The sequence below is a fragment of the Pseudomonas sp. P108 genome (assembly GCF_032613195.1).
Taxonomy (GTDB): Bacteria; Pseudomonadota; Gammaproteobacteria; order Pseudomonadales; family Pseudomonadaceae; genus Aquipseudomonas.
In genome coordinates this window covers 3,139,918-3,159,275 of sequence record NZ_CP126691.1, presented here as the reverse complement: position 1 = coordinate 3,159,275, position 19,358 = coordinate 3,139,918, and the positions used below count along the sequence as shown (strand labels likewise).

Annotated in this window: 16 protein-coding genes and 1 pseudogene; 6 read left to right on the top strand and 11 right to left on the bottom strand. The window is 55.9% G+C overall.

Annotation, left to right across the window (positions count from 1 at the left end; genetic code table 11):
- Positions 1-29: 29 nt before the first annotated feature.
- From QOM10_RS13845 to QOM10_RS13815, 7 genes are all read right to left on the bottom strand, one after another.
- Entirely contained in the window at positions 30-1,205 is a 1,176-nt protein-coding gene (locus tag QOM10_RS13845; RefSeq protein WP_316918283.1) for a DUF4113 domain-containing protein, read from the bottom strand.
- A 236-nt stretch (positions 1,206-1,441) separates the two neighbouring features.
- A complete protein-coding gene (locus tag QOM10_RS13840) occupies positions 1,442-3,907 on the bottom strand; it encodes a DEAD/DEAH box helicase (protein WP_223025853.1) in 2,466 nt (821 codons plus the stop codon).
- A 1-nt stretch (position 3,908) separates the two neighbouring features.
- The gene (locus QOM10_RS13835) at positions 3,909-4,709 is read right to left on the bottom strand and encodes a hypothetical protein (RefSeq protein WP_179596212.1); all 801 of its coding nucleotides are present in this window, start codon (positions 4,707-4,709) and stop codon (positions 3,909-3,911) included.
- 572 nt (positions 4,710-5,281) lie between these two features.
- The gene (locus QOM10_RS13830; protein ID WP_316918282.1) at positions 5,282-5,674 is read right to left on the bottom strand and encodes a RidA family protein; all 393 of its coding nucleotides are present in this window, start codon (positions 5,672-5,674) and stop codon (positions 5,282-5,284) included.
- A 1,120-nt stretch (positions 5,675-6,794) separates the two neighbouring features.
- Entirely contained in the window at positions 6,795-7,565 is a 771-nt protein-coding gene (locus QOM10_RS13825) for a molybdopterin-dependent oxidoreductase (protein WP_223025854.1), read from the bottom strand.
- Complete coding sequence (locus tag QOM10_RS13820; protein ID WP_116254812.1) at positions 7,562-8,182, bottom strand: cytochrome b/b6 domain-containing protein; 621 nt, start codon at positions 8,180-8,182, stop codon at positions 7,562-7,564. Before QOM10_RS13820 ends, QOM10_RS13825 begins: the two co-directional genes overlap by 4 nt.
- A 71-nt stretch (positions 8,183-8,253) precedes the next feature.
- A complete protein-coding gene (locus tag QOM10_RS13815; protein WP_042609816.1) occupies positions 8,254-8,862 on the bottom strand; it encodes a hypothetical protein in 609 nt (202 codons plus the stop codon).
- Positions 8,863-9,077: 215 nt separating this feature from the next.
- Here QOM10_RS13815 and QOM10_RS13810 point away from each other — a divergent pair, with 215 nt between their 5' ends.
- Together QOM10_RS13810 and QOM10_RS13805 are read left to right on the top strand one after the other, a co-directional pair.
- Positions 9,078-9,773, top strand: coding sequence for a heavy metal response regulator transcription factor (locus tag QOM10_RS13810; RefSeq protein WP_039760267.1), 696 nt, complete (start codon positions 9,078-9,080; stop codon positions 9,771-9,773).
- Positions 9,746-11,134 (top strand): heavy metal sensor histidine kinase, encoded by a 1,389-nt coding sequence (locus QOM10_RS13805; protein WP_116254813.1) that lies wholly within the window; start codon positions 9,746-9,748, stop codon positions 11,132-11,134. The genes QOM10_RS13810 and QOM10_RS13805 overlap by 28 nt, the downstream gene beginning before the upstream one ends.
- Here QOM10_RS13805 and QOM10_RS13800 read toward each other — a convergent pair.
- Positions 11,106-11,612 carry a nuclear transport factor 2 family protein gene (locus tag QOM10_RS13800; protein ID WP_223025855.1) on the bottom strand — a complete coding sequence of 169 codons (507 nt, stop codon included), beginning with the start codon at positions 11,610-11,612 and terminating at the stop codon, positions 11,106-11,108. The genes QOM10_RS13805 and QOM10_RS13800 overlap by 29 nt on opposite strands.
- Before the next feature lie 79 nt (positions 11,613-11,691).
- Positions 11,692-12,450 (bottom strand): SDR family oxidoreductase, encoded by a 759-nt coding sequence (locus QOM10_RS13795; RefSeq protein ID WP_116255015.1) that lies wholly within the window; start codon positions 12,448-12,450, stop codon positions 11,692-11,694.
- A gap of 168 nt (positions 12,451-12,618) precedes the next feature.
- Between QOM10_RS13795 and QOM10_RS13790 the strand changes: the two genes are divergently transcribed.
- Positions 12,619-14,130, top strand: a complete 1,512-nt coding sequence (locus QOM10_RS13790) for an MFS transporter (protein ID WP_316918281.1) — start codon at positions 12,619-12,621, stop codon at positions 14,128-14,130.
- 1 nt (position 14,131) lies between these two features.
- On the opposite strand, the gene QOM10_RS13785 is transcribed toward QOM10_RS13790, so the two are convergent.
- Complete coding sequence (locus tag QOM10_RS13785) at positions 14,132-14,992, bottom strand: LysR family transcriptional regulator (RefSeq protein WP_223025857.1); 861 nt, start codon at positions 14,990-14,992, stop codon at positions 14,132-14,134.
- Positions 14,993-15,111: 119 nt separating this feature from the next.
- On the opposite strand from QOM10_RS13785, the gene QOM10_RS13780 reads away from it, so the two are divergent.
- The 3 genes from QOM10_RS13780 (at position 15,112) to QOM10_RS13770 (ending at position 18,198) form a co-directional block, all read left to right on the top strand.
- The gene (locus QOM10_RS13780; protein WP_236010356.1) at positions 15,112-16,974 is read left to right on the top strand and encodes an NAD(P)-binding domain-containing protein; all 1,863 of its coding nucleotides are present in this window, start codon (positions 15,112-15,114) and stop codon (positions 16,972-16,974) included.
- Positions 16,975-17,062: 88 nt separating this feature from the next.
- Positions 17,063-17,410: a chorismate mutase gene (locus QOM10_RS13775; RefSeq protein ID WP_051065908.1), complete on the top strand. Its 348-nt coding sequence runs from the start codon at positions 17,063-17,065 to the stop codon at positions 17,408-17,410.
- A 134-nt stretch (positions 17,411-17,544) separates the two neighbouring features.
- On the top strand, positions 17,545-18,198 hold the full coding sequence (locus QOM10_RS13770; RefSeq protein ID WP_030138700.1) for a hypothetical protein: 654 nt from the start codon (positions 17,545-17,547) through the stop codon (positions 18,196-18,198).
- A 413-nt stretch (positions 18,199-18,611) separates the two neighbouring features.
- Here QOM10_RS13770 and QOM10_RS31275 read toward each other — a convergent pair.
- A pseudogene (locus tag QOM10_RS31275) lies at positions 18,612-19,148 on the bottom strand (methyl-accepting chemotaxis protein); the annotation flags it as partial.
- Positions 19,149-19,358: the final 210 nt, after the last annotated feature.

Below are 19,358 nucleotides of genomic sequence, written 5' to 3'. Positions count from 1 at the left end.
CGGCAAAGAGCCTTTTCTTGCCTGATTTCCTATATCCGGCCTACCGTCCACAGTTGATCCAGCCGCGTCGTATGACTCTGGTTCATCATCTCACCCCGCGTCGCCCAATCAGGACTGCTCGACACGCTTGCCGCACGTAGCGTTCCCCTTCTCCACCGCTCATTAATCTTATCCAACACAGCCATCACATTGGTCGCCTCTGACGGCTGTGAGACCGCAAACAAATCATCCGTGTACTCGCCTGGCTGACAAAGGTTGAGAAGCATGACCTCGACCTTGCTGTACTTAAAACCTGGCCGATACACACGTTCAAGCGCATCCAACGCTGCCTTGGTCAGCAACCTAACATCGTCGGTGGGGTAAGGCAGGTCCACCACTACCCCATTGGCGAACTTGGCTTCCTCAGTATTGAACATACCCGTACGGAAGCTGACGCGGATTTTCTTGCACACTGAGCCCTGGGCACGAAGCTTCTCCGACGCGCGCATCATGTAGGTCGCCACCGCCTCCTTGATCGGAGTCAACTCGGTGAGGCGCTTCCCGAACATTCGGCTACAGCAGATTTCCTGCTTCGGTGGAGCAGGCTCATCCAATTCAAGGCAAGGCGTTCCAGCCAACTCCCTGGCCGTCTTCTCGATGACAACACTGAATTTCGTGCGCAGCATCCGAGGATCAGCCTTGGCCAGGTCCATGGCGGTTTTAACGCCCAGTGCGTCCAAGTGCATTTTCATGCGGCGACCGACACCCCACACCTCAGATACATCCGTGTTGCGCAACACCCAATCGCCCTTGAAGGGATCACAGATATCGACCACACCACCCGTTTCAGCTTGAAGGCGTTTTGCCGTGTGGTTAGCGAGCTTGGCCAGCCTCATCAAGCATACGCAGTAGATTGTGGGTATGATTTTTGACCTCGGGGAGCATCGGGTCGGTCGCCCGTTGAACAACTGAATAGGTGTGATATGAGGCTGGAAATACCTGTGATTGATAAATCGCTGGAAGGCTTCTTCATCGCTCATCAGCGCCTGCGGCGTGCGCTGATCGAAATTTCCATAAAGGTGACGAACGCAGTAGCTGCAGTCGAGTGGACAGCCAATGATGTGATTCAAACTGAGCCCGCTTTTGCGGTACCCGACTGGATCTGCAAGACTCGGGTTCGCGTTTTGTAACTGCGTCGAGTTGATGATTCTGACCTGGGATCTCACTGCGATTCTCCTTGCTTGCCATCGGATCATCAGATGGAGTGAGCGCCCATTTAGGGTGCCTACCCTCCCATCCTTGGTAGGTAACAATAATGGCCAGATGACAGCTTGATTTCTGAGCTCGCGGGGGAGCCAAGTTCGTATGGTAGGGCCAATAGTTTCGCTGTCCGCAGCTTCCGGCATACGGAGAATTTATCGTTTATCCTGATCGACTTCGTAGGCGCTTCTAAGATCCTCAATCAGATGGGTTTGAGGTTCATCTTGGCTTCAAAAATCAGCAGATCGCTTTCCTCGTTGTTGATCATCATGTTGACTAGGCGAGGGCTTACTTCGATCTCGCCGCCGAGCGTCGCACGCACGGTTTCGGGGTACCGTTCGAGCATCAGATCCGCCAAGCCATGGCTGTAGCCATCGCGGATGAGCTTGATCTTGGTGTCATCCGCGGTACCGTATTTGATGAGTTTGTAGAACCCTGGATCCAGGGCTCCTACCCCATTCAGCACCTCGACGAACTTGAAAATCTTGTTGTCGAAGAAATCGTCCTCGTCCTTGAGACGGACGATTGCCAGGTTAATACGCTCGCCGTCATCCTTTTGGGAGATTCTTACCCAGTTCTCGTACTTGCTGTCGCGATATTTGGTATCACCCCATTTACCCACGAATACGTGATCGCTATGGCTAGTCTCGACCAGCTTTTTCCAGTACGCGAGCGTCTGTCGGATCGTCTGCTTGACGCTGAGTTTCTTCAGCTTCCAATCCAGGATCATGGCGTAGAAATTCCGGGCAGGCTCTTGCTTGAGACGCACCAGGTCGCTGTACTCTCGGCTGTCGTCGAAGTGATCGACGAACGATTTGGAGATCGCAAGCATCAGCCTGTCAACGGTAGTGATGACGCCGTTCGCCTCGATGCCTCGCCTGATCTTCCCTTCAATAGCCTGCTCCTCTGAGAACACGTCAATTTCACTGACACTATTCGCGATGAGGAGCTTGCCCACCTGAGTGGTAACGTAACGACACTCTCGATCTTTAACCACGCCAGGATGCAGATTCTCTAGACGAGCCACGGCGTCGTCGTAGAGAACCGACACCTTCCCATCGATGATCTTGGTGGCTTCAAGCAGAACGTTGCTGACAGTGTCCTTGACCACCTTTGAGACGTTGACGGATTTATCGTAGAAGGTCTCAAGCGCTGCATTTTCGCGTGTGTAGCCATTTACGCCCAACAGGTAGATGCTGGACTCCAGCTTTCTCAACGCAGCCTTAGCTCCAGGCGCAAAGACCTCACTGAACCGATTGACGCGTCCGACCAGGTTCTTGAATTGAGATGGCGTCAGCTTTTGCTTCCCTTTGAAAAAATCAAAAACGAAGAGTCGTTCGATCGGCAGGTTCACCCCTTCCAGAAGCGTGGAGTTGCAGACCAGAAACCTCATCTGCTTGGAGCTACTGAAGAGGTTCTCCAAGTAAAGACGGATGGTGTCAGGGATCGAACCATGGTGGTACATAACCCCTTTGCGCAGGCAGCCGATCAGTTTGTAGCGTCGGTCAAAAAGCTCTCCTAGCTCGGCACAGGCCGTCTGGATCAGCGGACAATCTACGGGCGGCAGCACGGCTGCCAGTTCAACCGCAAATGACTCAATGCTTTTCTTCCTGTTGCCGTAAACAATGTTTTTGGACAGTGCTTCGCCTTTGATGAGCTCGAAGCAGTTTGCATACCTCCGATCGAACTCCATCCAGTCATTCAGGAAATGGTCATAGAGCTTGAGCTTCGTCTGGCCCCTCCCTCCCCTAAAATCCCTGATGTAGAAGCGCTCAGACTTGATGTACTCGTCGATCTTGAATCCGCTCGGGATCATGTCCAGGAAGCGCACACGGACGTTGAGTTCATCGCATAGGAAGGGAGTCAGGAACTTGAATGATGTTTCCGGATTACGAGCCCCCAGGATGCACAGCATGGCGGCCAGTAACTCATTTCTGCGGTCGCTCTGCAGCAGGTTGTGGGCCTCGTCGACGAAGACCATATCGAAGCTCAGCCTGGCGTTCTCGTTCAAGAGCCTGTTGAGCCGCTCCTGGGTCAGGACAAATGCCCTGTTCTTTCGCTCAACCGAATACATCTCGGGATGGGTCACCACCTTGCCCAACCCCTCAATGTCCGCGTAGATCAACCGCTTTTTCGTCTGGGCCAGCAGAGCCTTAGAAGGCACAAGGATCAGGATCCGCTGCCCTGGATTTTCCCTCACCGATTGGATGATGAGCTCAGATTTACCGTAACTGGTCGGAGCAACCACGACTGACGACTTACGGTACTCCGACTGAACAAATGTCCGCAGGGCATCCTGTTGCTCAGTCAGCACGATGCCTTGATCACGGAAGGTATCGATGTAGCTGCCCACGATGTTTCGGATGAACGACTCGCTGCGGTGATCATCCTCGGAAAAGTAGCTGCTGATTACTGCTGAGACAGGGTGAAGACCACTGTTGAGTGCTACATCGTACAGCGCCTGGTACTGACCCGAAGCGTTACCGTAAAACAGGATAATGCGGTAGCCGAGACGTCGAATTTCGAGGGTCTTGTGGTTAAGGAGCAGCACGGCAATCGCCAAAAGTTTCACAATCTCTGTGTTACCCAGTTCGTCTCCCTTGAGAAGTTGGAAATACAGATCCTTGAACTTGGTGTTGCCCAGTTTCCTGATAGTCAGCTCTTCCATGCTACTGCTCCGCCTCCTGCCTCAAAAACTCTTCCAGCTTTTCCATGGTGCCTTTGTGGAGGGACAGCACCCACACCGTTTTGAACACAGCTTCAGCTACCAGCTTGGTGGTGAAATTTGACACGGTATTTTCGGCGATAGCCTGGGACACTTCGCTGAACAGGGCAGAGACCAGAAACACATTGTTGTCCGAAGCAATCGCCCCGTCTTCTTCAGCCAAATCACCTTCCATCTCCAAGATCTCAATAACCGAGTCCCGGTAATTAGCTTTGTTGTGGATCGCATTTTTCGCGGCATTTATCGCATTGAGCCAGTGATTGAGCTCCGGCTCAGCCAAACGCCTCTTAAGGTCATCCCGAGCCAAACGCAATTGAGCACTTGTGGCCGAGCAAGAAGTCTTGTCCGCCCCTCTGCCGCCCGACTTGACCTCGGTGATCCAGACGTTGTTGGTTGAGGTCTCGTATAGGAGGAGATCGAAGCCCTTCCGGATACTCTTCTCTTCCATATTGAAGAACGGGGAGACCACATCGAAGTTGGGGAAGAGCTTCAGAATGATGACGTGAGACAGGAGCTCACCCAGCATACCAATCCGGGTTTCCCAAGTTTTCTTGGAATAGCGCTCGTTCCAGAAGTGCTTAATCGTCGCAGGGTATTTGTAGATCGCCCTGTCCTTGCTGGCCTGATCAGCACCATGGCAGATACGGGTGAGGTTTTCCCTCAGCGCGAGCTTAAGCTCATCAGAAAAATTCTCGACACAACACAGGGCATACTGATCTACCTGCTTGAAGCTCACGCCATCCATAACACTTCCTACAAACATTAAACCGCAGAATCCTCTTGCGGTTGCTGCGCGCGATCAATGATCCCGCCCTGATTAAGGGTAGGCACCAGCTGAGCAGCTGTGCGCGCGAGTAAGATCTGGTCAGGGATGACCGATAGCGGCACTCTGCCAGTGTTACCGCAAGTTAGCGTGATTGACGGGAGCGGTAAACAACAACGGAGACAATTTTTGGTGCAAATCGTCGGAGGTTGCGCAATGGCTGTATAAGTATCCAGATGTTCGCAGATCAATCAGCGTCGGACTGAAAGATTCGCAGCACCGTAGACAGCTCTATCCGACGTCGCTGGTAATTCCCGACTGAGAGGTAGGCAATGTGAGCCCCCCTCTCCTCACTTATGAACTGAAAGCCATCTGAATCCATCTGGCTCTGCCGGAGATCGCCACTCGCGAACCTGATGCACTGGGGGCAAAACTGGGGGCACATTTGAATTTTTTCCGCCTGAAAATACCGTCCTAGAGCCTAGTCAAAATGTTTTTCGGCGATCCTGACAGTCTCTAGGCTTCGTCGGGCAGGCTGGTGCCTAGCAGATAAATTATCGCTCTACAGCGACGCATTTGATCTCCACGAGAAGGCCGGGGCGAGCCAGTTCACCGACACCTATGCATGTCCATGCACAAGTGCCCCTAGGAAACACTTCATCTTTCACGCGTCTGAAAATGGGCATGTGGCTGTGCATATCGACGTGAAAAGTTGTCATTTCGACAATATCTTTAAATTCGCAGCCACCGGCTTCCAAGACGAGCCGAAGATTCTCCCATGCCGCCAAAAACTGCTGCTCAGGGTCTTCGATAACTGATAATTCCGGCGTCCGGCCTACCTGACCAGCGCAATAAAGCGTTTTTCCTACCTTTACAGCGGGTGCATAACCAGCCTGCTCGAAGAGCAATCTCATGCCATCTGGAACAATAATCTGACGATCAGTCATGGTTGTGGAGCCCAAAATATAAACGGATACGAAAGCTGACCCAGGCGCCAGAGCGGCGTCCACTCGGGTCACGCGTCATTGATCAATCAAATCCGGCAGGTATCAGGCGCACACTTACGCGGAATCTGAACAGTCGACCAGCCGCCTGCTTCCTCCGATGGGGTAGGATAATCAGAGACCTATCGAAATCGCCGTAGCTGCATTGCCCCTGGAAATCCTAGCCCGCGACGAAAGAACTATCGAGAGCCGTCCGTTCCCCTTTCTCTGAATCTGACTGGTCGAAAAGATGGCTCTCGGCTGAAGAAGACTTGCGACGGCGCAAAATCCGAATATTGGGCGATCGTAGTGGCGCTCGAACAATCTCAATCGGTATCCAGGTGAAGGTTGTTGCGGACAGAGCCACTGCGATCGCGAAGGCATTCAGCCCGCCTCCGAAGATAATGTCAGAGGAGAGTTCGCTTTCTTCGCCACACTCGGTCCGGTCATCAAAAGACTTCAAGTAGAGCGGCCTACCCGCTTCATTCAGGCAGCTCTGTTGGGTGATCACACTGCTAGCCAAAACGCCTCGAACGGGGAAGTTGAAGTCCGCAATATCTAGGCCACTGGCTCGCGTACCTGGCACTGATCGACCTGGTCTGCTCGGAGCGCTCACCGTACGCTTGCGCCATGCCAACATTTGAAGCATTGCGTCCATCTCCGGTCGGCGTGACAAGGTCGTGGTCGAGTCCGATAGCACGTGTGCGCTCGTTGTATCCGGCTGCTGCACATGTGACCTGGACTGAGCCTGCAAGTGGGAGCGGAAATCCGCTCCATTGGTAGGAGCTCGCATTTTGTTTTCTGATGTCGGCAACACGGTTGGACCTGGCGGTACGGCAGAAATACCGGTCATAAAGCACCTCATACCAGACTGATGTCATCACTAACTCCGATGCTCCTGGCATTGCTATGCACTACCAGAACGCAACTGCGCCACCTCGACCTGCCTGACCATTGGGGTCAAGAGTGACTAGTCGCGCGAATGAGATGGGGAGCGAACGCGCATCCAATAGAAAACTGATTCGGTCGTACGCGTCGGAAGCAGTTGGCAAATCGAATGTCTATTGTTTTGGTTTTTGCCTCATCAGATCCCGCTGAACCAGTTGTATCCCTGGTCTTCCCAATACCCGCCCGGGTTGTCGTTGCTTACGAAAATCTCGACAACATGCTTGGGGTTTTTGAAGCCCAGCTTGGTGGGTACTCGAACCCTGAGGGGATAGCCGTACTCGGGCGGCAATGCAACGTCAGCGTAATCCAGTGCCAGCAGTGTTTGTGGGTGCAAGGCTGTTGGCATGTCCAGACTGGAGTAATAACGATCAGCACATTTGAAACCGACAAATTTCGCCGTAGTGTCGGCCCCGATGTGTTCCAGGAAGGTTTTGAGCGGTACGCCTCCCCATTGCCCGATGGCGCTCCAGCCTTCAACACAGATCAAACGGGTTATATCGCTACGTTGCGGCAGCTTGCGTAAGCTTTCGAGTGTCCAGGGTGCCTTGTCCGTGACCCGGCCGGAGACAGCCAGCGAGTAACTTGCCAAGTCCACTTCAGGGATATCGTCCTGACCATAGAATGCGTTGAACGGAAATGGCGTGGTGATCTGCGCGCTGGTGAAGGTCGGCGCCAGTTTATGTCCGCTGAACAGCCAGGCCTGGACCCGATCGTTCCAACGCGACATGGCCCAAAGAACCTTGTCGACCTGATCGCCGTCCTGCAGGTTGCAACCGGTCAACATCGACATCGCGCCCACGGTCAAGCCGGCACGAAGGAAATGCCGGCGCTGAATGTTCTCCAGTTCTAGCTGTTGCGCAGGTTCAAGCCTGATGCGCTGACGCGTTGTTTTTGTAAATTCAGTCATGACCCATTTTTCTCGTTATCAGGCGTCCGCACTCCACCCGTGATCATTGGCACCAGGGTTTTTGGTACCAGAATCACCAAGACCAGGTGAATCACCACAAACGCTGCAATCATCGCCATGGCCGCAAAATGTACGTAACGAGCAACGTCATAGCCGCCCAGTAACGCGACCAGCTCTTGAAGTTGAACCGGTTTCCAGATCGCTACACCCGAGATCACGATCAGTACACCTGCCGCCAGAACGATCCAGTACATCAGGCGCTGTACTGCGTTATAGACACCCTTTTCATGCACCAGCCGAAAGCGCAAGGCATCGGTCAGATCATGCTTCAATGCGGCAATGCCGATGGGCAGCAGCTCACGTTTGAAATGGCGACTGACGAACCCGTACAGCACATAGATCGCACCGTTGATCAGCAGCAGCCACATGAACGCAAAATGCCAGGCAAGTGCCCCGCCCAGCCAACCGCCCACGGTCAGCGCCGCCGCAAATCTGAAGCCGAACAGTGGCGAGGCGTTGTAAATGGCCCAGCCGCTCATGAACATGCAGACCATGCAGGCAGCGTTGAGCCAGTGGGTGAGGCGAACCGGCCAGGGATGCAGCTTTTTCTGTCTCACGTGTTTCCCCTTGCAAGCCTTCCGTGTAGCGGAGCGTTGCCAGACGGCAACGCTCAAGCTTTCTCAGATGATTACATCGGTGGCTGGAAGCCATCCTTGCCGACTGCAATGCCGCGTGCGGTGCCATCTGCAGCGGGGAACACGACAATTTTGGTGCCTTTGACCAGTTCATCGGCCTTGCCGGGCTCGACATAGGCGATGGGCACATCATCCGGTACGACGATCTGCTTCTCGCCGCCCTGGTAGTTGACGGTCAACGTGCGGCCGTCGGTTTTAGACAGTTTGCCAACGGTGCCGTTGGTCATGGTGCCAGTGCTGCCGTCTGCGTTCTGCCAACCGTAATGACCTTCGCCGCTGCCCTTGAGCCTGGCGTCGAATACCGTGACCTCAAGCGCCTTCAAGGTTCCGTTGGCCTGCGGGATGGCCGCCGAGCCGATGAAGCTGTCGGATTTGATCGAGTCGATATTGGCCTTCGATACCCGGCTGATACCGGTCTTGTCAGTCAGTCCGATCGTCTGCTGGGCGCCAGAGCGGACAGTGAAGGTCAGCGTGTTGTTGCTGACGCTTTCCACCGTACCGCGCAGTGGTTTGATGACCGGCATGTCGGCGGCGGTGGCAATGACGGCAGCGCTGAGCATCACCAAACCGAACGTGGTAGACAGGGCGTTTTTGAGTTGCATGGCGACGATTCCTCATGGGTTGATGTGTCGCCATCCTCGACCGCAGACCGGGACGTCACGATGACCGTCGAATGACATTTTTGTCATTCGCCAACCCTGACCATGTATGACAGAAATGTAACCGACTGCGCCCGCTCATCCCGTTACACTGCACAGCCGAGATACCGATGTCGCGGACTTAACCCCGTCATGAAGAAACCCGAGCGCGCCTGACGATGCATATCCTGCTGATCGAAGATGACACCAAAACAGGTGAGTACCTGAAAAAGGGGCTCGGTGAGTCCGGTTACAACGTCGACTGGACCCAGCATGGCGCTGACGGCCTGCACATGGCCTTGCATACGACCTATGACCTGATCGTGCTGGACGTGATGTTGCCCGGGATTGACGGGTTTCAGATCATCGAGCTGTTGCGCGCCAGACAAGACGTACCCGTGCTGTTCCTTACCGCGCGCGACCAGTTGCAAGACCGCATTCGCGGTCTGGAACTGGGCGCCGATGATTACCTGATCAAACCTTTTTCGTTTACCGAACTGCTGTTGCGCATCCGCACTATTCTGCGCCGCGGTGTCGTGCGCGAAGCCGACCATTTCCACCTTGCCGATCTCGAACTGGATCTGGTCCGGCGCCGCGTGACCCGCCAACAACAGGTGATCGTGCTGACCAACAAGGAGTTCGCCCTGCTCCATCTGTTTCTCCGTCGAGCCGGCGATGTGTTGTCTAGGACACAAATCGCTTCGGAAGTCTGGGACATGAATTTCGACAGCGATACCAACGTGGTGGACGTCGCTGTCAAGCGCCTGCGCAACAAGGTCGACCAGCCCTACCCGATCAAGCTGATCCATACCATTCGCGGTATCGGCTATGTCTGCGAGGTGAGGCCATGCGGTCCCGACGCCAACCCTCGCTGACGCTGCGATCGACCGTGGCGTTTGCCATGGTCGCGATGCTGGCCGTGGCCGGCGCGGGCTTCTATCTGTATCAGACGATGAAAGCCTCGGTATTGATCTACAGCGATCACGCGGTGATGGGCCGTCTGGAGCATTTTCGCAAGCTCCTGCATTACGAACTCGCCATCGAAAAGCTGCGCGACAGCCCGCAGATTTTCAAGAACATGCTCGACAGCGAAGACGACATCTTCATCATTGAAGAGCCGGGGCAGCCACCGGTCATCCAGGTCAATCCACTCAACGTCACGTTGCCTGAACTGCCGGTGATCGGCCAGGACACAAAGCTGAGCGTCAGTGATCTGCGCAGCGGCGTGACCGACTCGGGAACAAGGCTGCGCGCCGCCTCCGTAGTCACGACGTCGGGTGGCCGTGTAGTCCGATTGACGGCCGCCCACCTTATGGGCAAGGAAATGGCGATGCTTGCAGCGTATCGCGAGCGCATCTACCTGGCCGTGGCCCTTGCCTTTCTGGCAACCGCGTTGCTGGGTTATCTGTTATTGCGTCGCGGGCTGCGTCCGCTGCGCAAAATGGCCGCCCATGCCGCAGCCATAACGCCTGAGCGTCTGCACAGCCGCATGGACAGCGCCGATACGCCGGTTGAATTGCAACAGCTGAGTGACGCCTATAACGCGATGCTTGATCGTCTTGCCCAGGGTTATCAGCGACTGACGCAATTTTCCGCCGACCTTGCCCATGAAATCCGCACGCCGGTCGGGTCGTTGATGGGACATTGTCAGGTTGCCCTACGCCAACGCCGTAGCGAGGACGAATATCAAGCGCTGATCGCTTCGAACCTTGAAGAACTCGAACGGATCTCGCGCATCGTCGAAAGCATTCTGTTTCTGGCGCGCGCCGATGAAGCGCAAGCCGTAGTGGAGCGCCAGCAACTGTCGCTGCATGACGAATCACAGCGCATCGCTGAGTATTTTGAGGGCTTGGCTGAAGAGCGGCGAATGAGCTTCCAAATAACGGGCGATGGTATCGTGCTCGCTGACCCCTTGCTGCTGCGCAGAGCGTTGAGCAACCTGGTGGCGAACGCTGTTCGCTACGCTTACGAGGGCACCGAGATTCTGATACGGGTATTGGAAACCCACGGAGGTGCCCGGATTGAAGTGGAGAACCAAGGGCCGGTGCTGGGCGACGAAACCCTGGGCAAACTCTTCGACCGCTTTTACCGTGGCGATGCGTCTCGGCACCAGAATTCCGACTCCTACGGGCTTGGCCTCGCCATTGTCGTGGCCATCATGCAACTGCATGGCGGCCACGTGGGTGTCGAACAGCCAAGGGCCGGGACTATTCGTTTTTCGCTGTCGTTCCCTTGAGCTGCCCGACCGCTGCAAACTGTTCTTCGCCCGCTGCGGGTACCCAATCTTTTAACGGCGTCAGGAAGTGCAGTTCAAAACGACGTGACAGGAACGCCCACTTTCCGTCCCGCCGTTCAAACCTGTCGTGGTAAAGACCGCTGACTTGCACCGGGCCTTTTTCAATGTCATGAAACAGGCAATCCGCAGCTACCGTGCCCACTGCGCTGTCACCCTCGATTTCAATCAGCGGGTTGGCCATCCAGTGGTGCATATGGGGCATCTGGCGCCAGCTGTTTTGCGCCATCGCCAGGATTTCGTCACGGTTTCCAGCCTGGCCAAAACCCGGTAGATCCAGTGTCGACTCTTCGTGCCAGATTGAGCTAAGAAGCGAGGCGTCGATGCGGTCGAAAGCATTGGCGTAGGCGCTGATCAGCGACTCGATGGCGGCGCGACTTTCCAGGGCGTCCAGTCGGGCTGTCAGTTGTTCATTGTTCATGATGAGGTTTCCTGCAGGGGCTGCGCATAAGCGAGGAAGGCAGCCCTGCGCGAGGGCTGCGCTACGGTTGAGCACGTGGTCAGATCTGCGACAGGCCGCCGTCGACCATCAACTCCACACCGTTGACATATTTCGCATCGGCAGACGCAAGAAACAGCGCCGACGAGGCGATTTCCTCAGGCTCGGCCATGTACCCCAATGGCGTGATCTGCTCGACGTGCTGACGCAGCGCGGCGACGTCGCTTTCGCTCATCTTCAAGCCGTTATCCATCAGCGGTGTGCGGGTGAAGCCAGGGCTCAGGACATTCGCTCTGATCTTGCGAACTTTGAGTTCGTTGGCCCACGTCCTGGCAAAGGAACGTACCGCGGCTTTGGAGGCGTTGTAGAGGCTCAGTCCTTCCATGCCATTGCTGGAACAGATAGAGGCCGTCAGTACGATCGAAGCGCCATTCTTCAACAATGGCATCAACGTCTGTACAGTAAAAAAGACTCCCTTTACGTTGATGTCGAACATGTTGAAATAGGCGGCCTCGGTGGTCTCGCCCAGCGGGTTCTTTTCACAAATACCCGCATTGGCAAACACTGAGTCCAGTTGATCGTCGTGCGCCTCAATCGTCGCCTTGAGCTCGTCCAGATCAACCTGGCGCGCGACATCGGAAATGACCGCGACCGCCCTGTCGCCAAGCTTGGCCACCGCAGCCTCCAGCGTGGCTGCAGAACGCCCGGTGATGTAAACGCGCCTGGCGCCCTCGGCAATCAAACCCTGTGCAATCGCAAATCCGATCCCGGTGGACGCGCCGGTGACGACTGCGACCTGATCAGCGAATTTACCTGACATAACTGACTCCTCGATTTCGGTTGTGTGGCTCGACTGCAACCACAGTGCGGCCATTTTGCGAGGAGGCAGGGGCGCAGCGGCACTGCCATAAATGAACATTGGCCGTTCATTTATGTGAGGCGTCAGCCAGGGTTTGATCGTTTAGATTGAAGTCAGCTTATTCAAAGCATGACTCGCAATCGAAAATATTCTGGAGCCGAAGGGTTTCAGAAAGGAGACCTTATGCCTGAGAAAATAGTAGCCCTTCCGGAACAGCGGCGCTGGCTGATGTTCGCCATCCTGTTGGTCGGTGCATTCTTGCCGCCGCTGGATTTCTTCATCGTGAACGTAGCGCTGCCTTCGATTCAGCAATCGCTGGGCACGGCCTCCTCTGCCGAACAGTTGATCATCTCTTCTTACGCGGCGCTGTATGCCGTGACACTGATCACCGGCGGAAGGCTTGGCGACATCTTTGGCCGCATGAGAATGTTCTTCGTTGGCCTGATTGGCTTTGCCGTCGCCTCACTGATCTGCGGTGTCGCCGAGTCACCCTGGGTGTTGATCGCCGGACGCTCGCTGCAAGGCGTGACGGCCGCTGTCATGGCGCCGCAGGCACTCGCTTCAGTGCAGGCGATATTCCCTGAGTCGGAAAAACCCTTGGCGTTGAGCCTGTACGGTGCGGTGTTTGGTTTGGCGTCGGTAGTCGGCCAGGCACTTGGCGGGGTTCTGATCTCGCTCAACCTGATGAACCTGGGCTGGCGGTCGATATTTCTGGTAAATCTACCGATTGCGTTGCTGGTCATTCTGATCGCCATCCCCGTGGTCAAGGAAACCCGCGCACCCCAGACCAGCAAGCTGGATCTGGGTGGAACGCTGTTGTCGATGGTGACGCTTGCGGCGCTGATCGTTCCACTGATCGAGGGACGTGAAGCGGGCTGGCCGTGGTGGGCCTGGCTGTCGCTGGCGGCGGTGCCACTGCTGGCCTGGCTGTTCTGGCGCTACGAAGCCCGCTTGTATCAAGCGCAAGGCGCGCCGTTGCTGAACCCTGCTGCACTGCGTGCGCCCGGGCTGGGCCGGGCATTGCTGGTGGCGCTGACTTTTTACGCGATCGGCGTGTTCTTCCTGCTGTTTTCCATCTATTTACAGGGAGCGCTGCATACGAGCCCGCTCAGTGCAGGTCTGGTCTTTCTGCCATTCGGCGCTGGTTTCTTGCTGGGGCCGCTCGCCACCCATCTATTCCGGCGTTTGCTGGGGTCTTATGTGAATCCCTTCGGAATGGCACTCGAAGTGCTGGGGTTCGTGCTATTGGCCTGGCTCGTGGCGCACACACCGACGGCCGTCACGCCCTCTGCGCTGTCCCTTGCCGTGATTCTCTTTCTGATCGGCTTCGGACAAGGACTGGCCCTTCCGACATTGATGCGCATGATCACTGGACGCGTGGCACCGGCGTATTCCGGCATGATTGCGGGCATCACCAGTTCCACCCTGCAAATCAGCACGGCACTGAGCGTGGCGATCATCGGTGGAATTTTTTACACGCTTCTGGGCAAGGACACGGACGCGGCGGCCATCACCCACGCCTTCACCGTCGCCATACTGTGCATCGCTGCCTGTCTGGCCGTAGGCGCAGGACTGAGCCTGAGTCTGGCGCGCCAATCTGCTGCAGAGCTGCAAACGGCGGCCATGCAGCCGGCAGAGTGAATCAACCGCCTGCCTGAGTGCCGATCATGACGGAGGCCAGGTCGGCAAGCGCGCGCAGACTGTCCATCTGGCGCATGTCCTGGTGGTAGCCCATCCAAATGTCGCGGCCTGGTGGCGGTTCATCTGAATCGATCAGACGCAGCGCCGTCAACTGGTCGCCCAAAGCGCGGGGCAATACCGCGACGCCCTGCCCCTGCGCACACATTTGCGCCTGGACTGTGCGGCTGCTACTGGTAAACACGGTACGCGCCAGAGGGTAACGCTGCTGCAGCCACTGCACATCGGGATAATGAGACTGGGCAACACTCATGGTAATCAAACCACCCCCTTCGCCCTGTGGCTCCGGATCAGCAGATCCGACGGCCGTGTATAACCCATAGCTCAGGGCGATCAGCTTGCGGTGCACGATATCGGGTTCGGTGAAAGGGACAATTCGAAACGCGATATCGGCGTCGCGACGAGCCAGGTCGAACAATCGATGTCCGGCAATCACCTCAGGCACGATCAACGGATAACGTCGCCCCAGTTCGGCCAGCACCGGAGCCAGCACATAACAGGCGAACCAGTCAGCGCAGGAAATACGCAACACGCCTTCCGGCTGCGCGCTGTCCCCCGCCAGGCGCCTTTCGATGCCCAACGCACTTTGCTCCATTTCCTGCGCCAGGCTGAGCAGCTTCTCTCCGCTGTCAGTCAGTACCAGACCTTGGGTGGTACGCAGGAAAATGGGCTGGCCACTGGACTGCTCAAACACCTGCAAGCGCCGCCCCACGGTCGGATGGCTAACACCCAATAGCTTGGCGGCAGCGCCCAATGACCCGCTGCGGGCAATCGCAAGAAAGACCCGCACATCACTCCAGTCCATGCTTTACCCCGTACAAAAATGAACATTGAGAGTGCAGCAATGGCACTGCCGTAGCAATCCCAGGCCCGACATACTTCGCTGCATACACCTTCGTCGAAACACCAACCGGGGGATTGAACATGAAGATTGGCTTTATCGGTGTGGGAAGCATGGCCAGAGCGATCATTCCGTTGCTCATCCGGGCCGGCCATCACGTATCGGCATGGAACCGTAGTCACGCTGCGATGATGGATCTTGAGGGAGTAAGCGTTCTCGAATCACCGTCCTCGGCATTTCAGCAAGAGGTCGTCATCAACATGCTTGCCGATGATGCCGCCGTCAGGGAGGTGCTGCTGTCCAGCGCAGCCCTGGAAAACGCAGACAGGGCTTGCGTGCATATCGTGATGTCGACTTTGTCGCCTTCGATCATGGTGGAGTTGCAGGGCATACATGATGCAATCGGCATTGAATTGATCGCGGCGCCGGTTTTCGGTGTGCCTGCCGTGGCGGCAAATGGCGAGTTGAATATCCTTGCGGCCGGATCGCAGGTAGCTGTCTCGAGGGTCCAACCGCTGTTTGACCTACTCGGGAAAAAGACCTGGTATTTGGGCGATCAACCTGAACTGGCGTGTATCGCGAAAATCGCCGGCAACATGATGATCACTCAAGCCATCCAGTCGCTGGGCGAAGCAACAGAACTTGTTCAACGCCATGGACTGAGCCCCTCGATGTTCCTCAACCTCATGACCCAGACTCTGTTCACCGGCCCTGGTTACCAGCGCTATGGGCAGAACATCGTGCACAGACGTTTTGAACCGGGTTTCAAACTGTCTCTTGGCCTCAAGGATATAAATCTGGCTATTGATGCGGCACGTCTCAAGCGCCTGGAACTGCCTGCAGCCGATGCCGTGCGATCGAAAATGACATCCGCAGTAGCCCGAGGAGATGGGCACAAGGACTGGTCGGTTTTCGCTACGCAGATAGTTACCCAATCAACCGATCATGCCCAGCAACCCTGGCGAAGCGCACCGATAAAACGTACGCGGCGTGGCAACTTCTGGGTGACCGGAGCCCGCGTTACCCAGAACGGTAAAAGCTTTCAGAAAGGTCCGATGTACGTAGCCTGGGAGTCCCCCGAGCACATCACTCAACCCTATCCTGTAGTGCTGGTGCATGGAGGCACGCTGCAAGGCACTGAATGGCTGGATACACCCGATGGTCGCCCGGGCTGGGCCCAGCGGTTCGTCGAAGCAGGCTTCGTAGTCTTTCGCGTCGACAGACCCGGCCACGGGCGATCGCCGTATCACCCCGACATCATGGGACCGATGGGTCCAGCGTTTTCCTATGAGCGCGCCCGCGAAGTTTACTTCCCAGAGGGAGGCGGAGAAACACAATGGCCGTTTGAGCTGGATGACGAAGCAGCGTTTGACGCCTTCATTGCAGCCTACGGTCCTATGCCGGCCGACCTCGGAACTTCGCAGAACCTGGACGCGGATCGACTGGCCGAACTGCTCGACAGAATCGGTAAGGCCATCATCGTTACGCATTCCGCTTCCGGGCCCAGTGGCTGGTTGGTCGCCGATCGTCGACCCGACCTGATCGCAGGGATTGTGGCGGTGGAACCTATGGGGCCGGTATTTGGCCACACGCCGGGTATAGGTAGCCTCGAATGGGGACTGACCGCCGCTCCTTTGACTTTTGATCCGCCTCGCAAGACGGCGGAGCAAGTCCGCACAGCAGAACCATCAACCCTGAAAATTCCCGGGTTGCAGGGCGTTCCGGTAGCGCTGGTGACAGGTGAGACATCAGCGTTTGCTGCTTACGCATCCACCATCGTCCCTTTCCTGCGAAATGCCGGTGCCAACATTCACCACCTGGATCTACCGGCGCTCGGTATTCACGGCAACGGCCACGGATTGATTTATGAACGCAATTCAGATTCGGCTTTCAAGGTAGTCACGCAGTGGCTGGAGAAATCGTTGAGCATGCCCGATCCCGCGTAAAGCGCCGGCTCAGGCTCTCCGTCCAATCATGAAGGGACCAAGGATGGGTACAGACAAGCCCCATAGAACAACTGCCACGAGGTTATCCATGGAAAATTCCGACATCACGCGTCAACTCTCTGCATTCAGACAAACCATCGACAATATCGACGCCGCGCTCATCCACATGCTTGCTGAACGATTCCGCTGTACTGATGAGGTCGGTTTGCTTAAAGCCCGACATCAATTGCCTGCGGTAGACAAGAACAGAGAGCTGCTTCAATACGAACGCCTGACAGCCCTCGCCCAAGAGGCCAAACTCGATACGGCCTTCGTCCAGAAGCTGATGCAGTTTGTCATCGGTGAAGTGGTCGACCGCCACAGACAATTTGCGGCCAGGCATGCCCCAGGATTATGCAAGGGCGCTGTCCTCAAACCTGAAAATACCGCCGTCTAACCCGCCGCCTACCTCCACTAGACGCCCTGGAATTGCCGATAGATCGCAGACAACTCGATAGAGACGCGACTGAATAAGCCCCTTCTCCGACCGATTCCTGAAGGCAATTAGACAATCAAGACGAGCAGAACCGCATGAAATGGCCAACGATCGATCAAATTCGCAGTTTCACTGTTTTACCCTCTGGCTACACATGGGATTACCTGAAACGCGAGGAGATCGATGTAGCGATAATTTTTTTCCAGACGTGGTTCCCCTCCATAAGGGTGGGGTTAGGGAGCCCTTTTGTGAACCAGCAATTTTATGAAGACAACGTAGTGCTCGAAAACGACCTAGAGCGGGGAATGTTCGCTATCGTGGTCCGCCAGAATCATGAAATCGTCGCGATAGCAACGTGGGAAAAAATTGACGGCGCTGATGTCATCTTCGGGCGAGTGGGCGCGGTAGCCAAACATCATAGACAAACCAAACTGGCCGTAGCTGCCCAAGACCTCGGAGAAAAAATGGGAAGGTTCATGGGCGCCGGCTTGATCTATGGTATGGCGACAACCCGCGCTCCGTATATGCAACAAGCATTGGAGCATGCGGGTTACAAAGCCGTAGGAATAATGCCTGGCTTCGACCAAGAGGAAGCAGAGCCAGGAATCGTGCGCAGGGTGTACGAAGTTATCTACGCAAAGCAACTCGCACCCCACTCCAATTTTCTGATTCCGTCAGTGCACAACCTTACACCTACCGTCGCTCGGCTATATGCAGAAATATTTCACGAAACAATCAAAATTGACTGAGAGGCAAACATAAAAACCAGCATGTTTCTGATCAAATAAAGATCCCCGCTCACGCTTATCGCGTTGCTCGGGAGCGCCGCTTTAGCTTGCGTGCCAAAAGAACGCGAAGGCGCACCGAATACCAGGTACTGCCATACTGGAGTCAGTCGCAGGTCACAATTCAAGATCACTCGCACACTCAATGCGATTGGGGGCAAAACTGGGGGCATATTTGATATTTTTCCGCCTGAAAATATCGTCCTAGAGCCAAGTCAAAATGTTTTTTGGGGATCCGGATAGTCTCTAGGGCCAGGACTCTCTGCTATTCGATAGACCGGCCTGAGGCTTTCAGCGCAACGGTAGAAGCAATAAAACCGCGTATGTCGGCCGAGTAAAAACGGTGAGTGCTCACCGTTTTCATTCGGGTCGGGATACTAATATTTGAAACGACCCACCAGGCCTTTGAGCTGACCGGAAATGTCTATCAATCGACCCGAGCCAGCCTGTGACGACTGAGCAAAGCCTTCGACCAGTTGGGCATCGGCATGGATCTGCGCGATGTGGCGATTGATCTCTTCGGCCACCTGGTGCTGCTCCTCAGCGGCTGTGGCGATCTGGGTATTCTGGTCGCGGATCGAGTCCACCGAGCCACGGATCTTGTCGAAGCTGTCACGCGCCTGCTGAATGCGTTCCACACTGGCGTGGGACACTTGCAGGCTGCCTTGCATCTGCTGCGTGACCTCTTGGGTGCGGCGGGCGAGATTGCCCAGCAAGCTGTCGATCTCGCCGGTGGAGTCGGCTGTCCTGCGAGCCAGGGCGCGGACTTCGTCGGCGACTACGGCGAAACCTCGGCCTTGGTCACCTGCGCGCGCCGCTTCAATCGCCGCATTAAGCGCTAGCAAGTTGGTCTGCTCGGCAATCGAGCGGATGGTGTCGAGAATGGTGTTGATGTTCTGGCTGTCCTGCTCCAGCAACTGCATGGTCTGGGTCGACTTTTGCAGGTCTTCGCTGAGCTTGAGCACGCTGCCGGTGGCTTCGCCGATGTGCTGCTGGCCGTCATGTACGTCGCGGTAGCCTTCGTCGGCACTCGACGCGGCAGCACTGCACGAACGTGCAACTTCGTTGGCAGTAGCGACCATTTCGTTGAACGCGGTGCTCACCAACTCCACGGCCTCACGCTG

Coding starts and splice junctions, on each gene's coding strand:
- QOM10_RS13840 (WP_223025853.1), bottom strand. CDS start 3,907: ATGGAAGAGCTGACTATCAGGAAACTGGGCAACACCAAGTTCAAGGAT.
- QOM10_RS13835 (WP_179596212.1), bottom strand. CDS start 4,709: ATGGATGGCGTGAGCTTCAAGCAGGTAGATCAGTATGCCCTGTGTTGT.
- QOM10_RS13830 (WP_316918282.1), bottom strand. CDS start 5,674: ATGACTGATCGTCAGATTATTGTTCCAGATGGCATGAGATTGCTCTTC.
- QOM10_RS13825 (WP_223025854.1), bottom strand. CDS start 7,565: ATGACTGAATTTACAAAAACAACGCGTCAGCGCATCAGGCTTGAACCT.
- QOM10_RS13815 (WP_042609816.1), bottom strand. CDS start 8,862: ATGCAACTCAAAAACGCCCTGTCTACCACGTTCGGTTTGGTGATGCTC.
- QOM10_RS13810 (WP_039760267.1), top strand. CDS start 9,078: ATGCATATCCTGCTGATCGAAGATGACACCAAAACAGGTGAGTACCTG.
- QOM10_RS13805 (WP_116254813.1), top strand. CDS start 9,746: ATGCGGTCCCGACGCCAACCCTCGCTGACGCTGCGATCGACCGTGGCG.
- QOM10_RS13800 (WP_223025855.1), bottom strand. CDS start 11,612: ATGAACAATGAACAACTGACAGCCCGACTGGACGCCCTGGAAAGTCGC.
- QOM10_RS13795 (WP_116255015.1), bottom strand. CDS start 12,450: ATGTCAGGTAAATTCGCTGATCAGGTCGCAGTCGTCACCGGCGCGTCC.
- QOM10_RS13790 (WP_316918281.1), top strand. CDS start 12,619: ATGACTCGCAATCGAAAATATTCTGGAGCCGAAGGGTTTCAGAAAGGA.
- QOM10_RS13785 (WP_223025857.1), bottom strand. CDS start 14,992: ATGGACTGGAGTGATGTGCGGGTCTTTCTTGCGATTGCCCGCAGCGGG.
- QOM10_RS13780 (WP_236010356.1), top strand. CDS start 15,112: ATGAAGATTGGCTTTATCGGTGTGGGAAGCATGGCCAGAGCGATCATT.
- QOM10_RS13775 (WP_051065908.1), top strand. CDS start 17,063: ATGGAAAATTCCGACATCACGCGTCAACTCTCTGCATTCAGACAAACC.
- QOM10_RS13770 (WP_030138700.1), top strand. CDS start 17,545: ATGAAATGGCCAACGATCGATCAAATTCGCAGTTTCACTGTTTTACCC.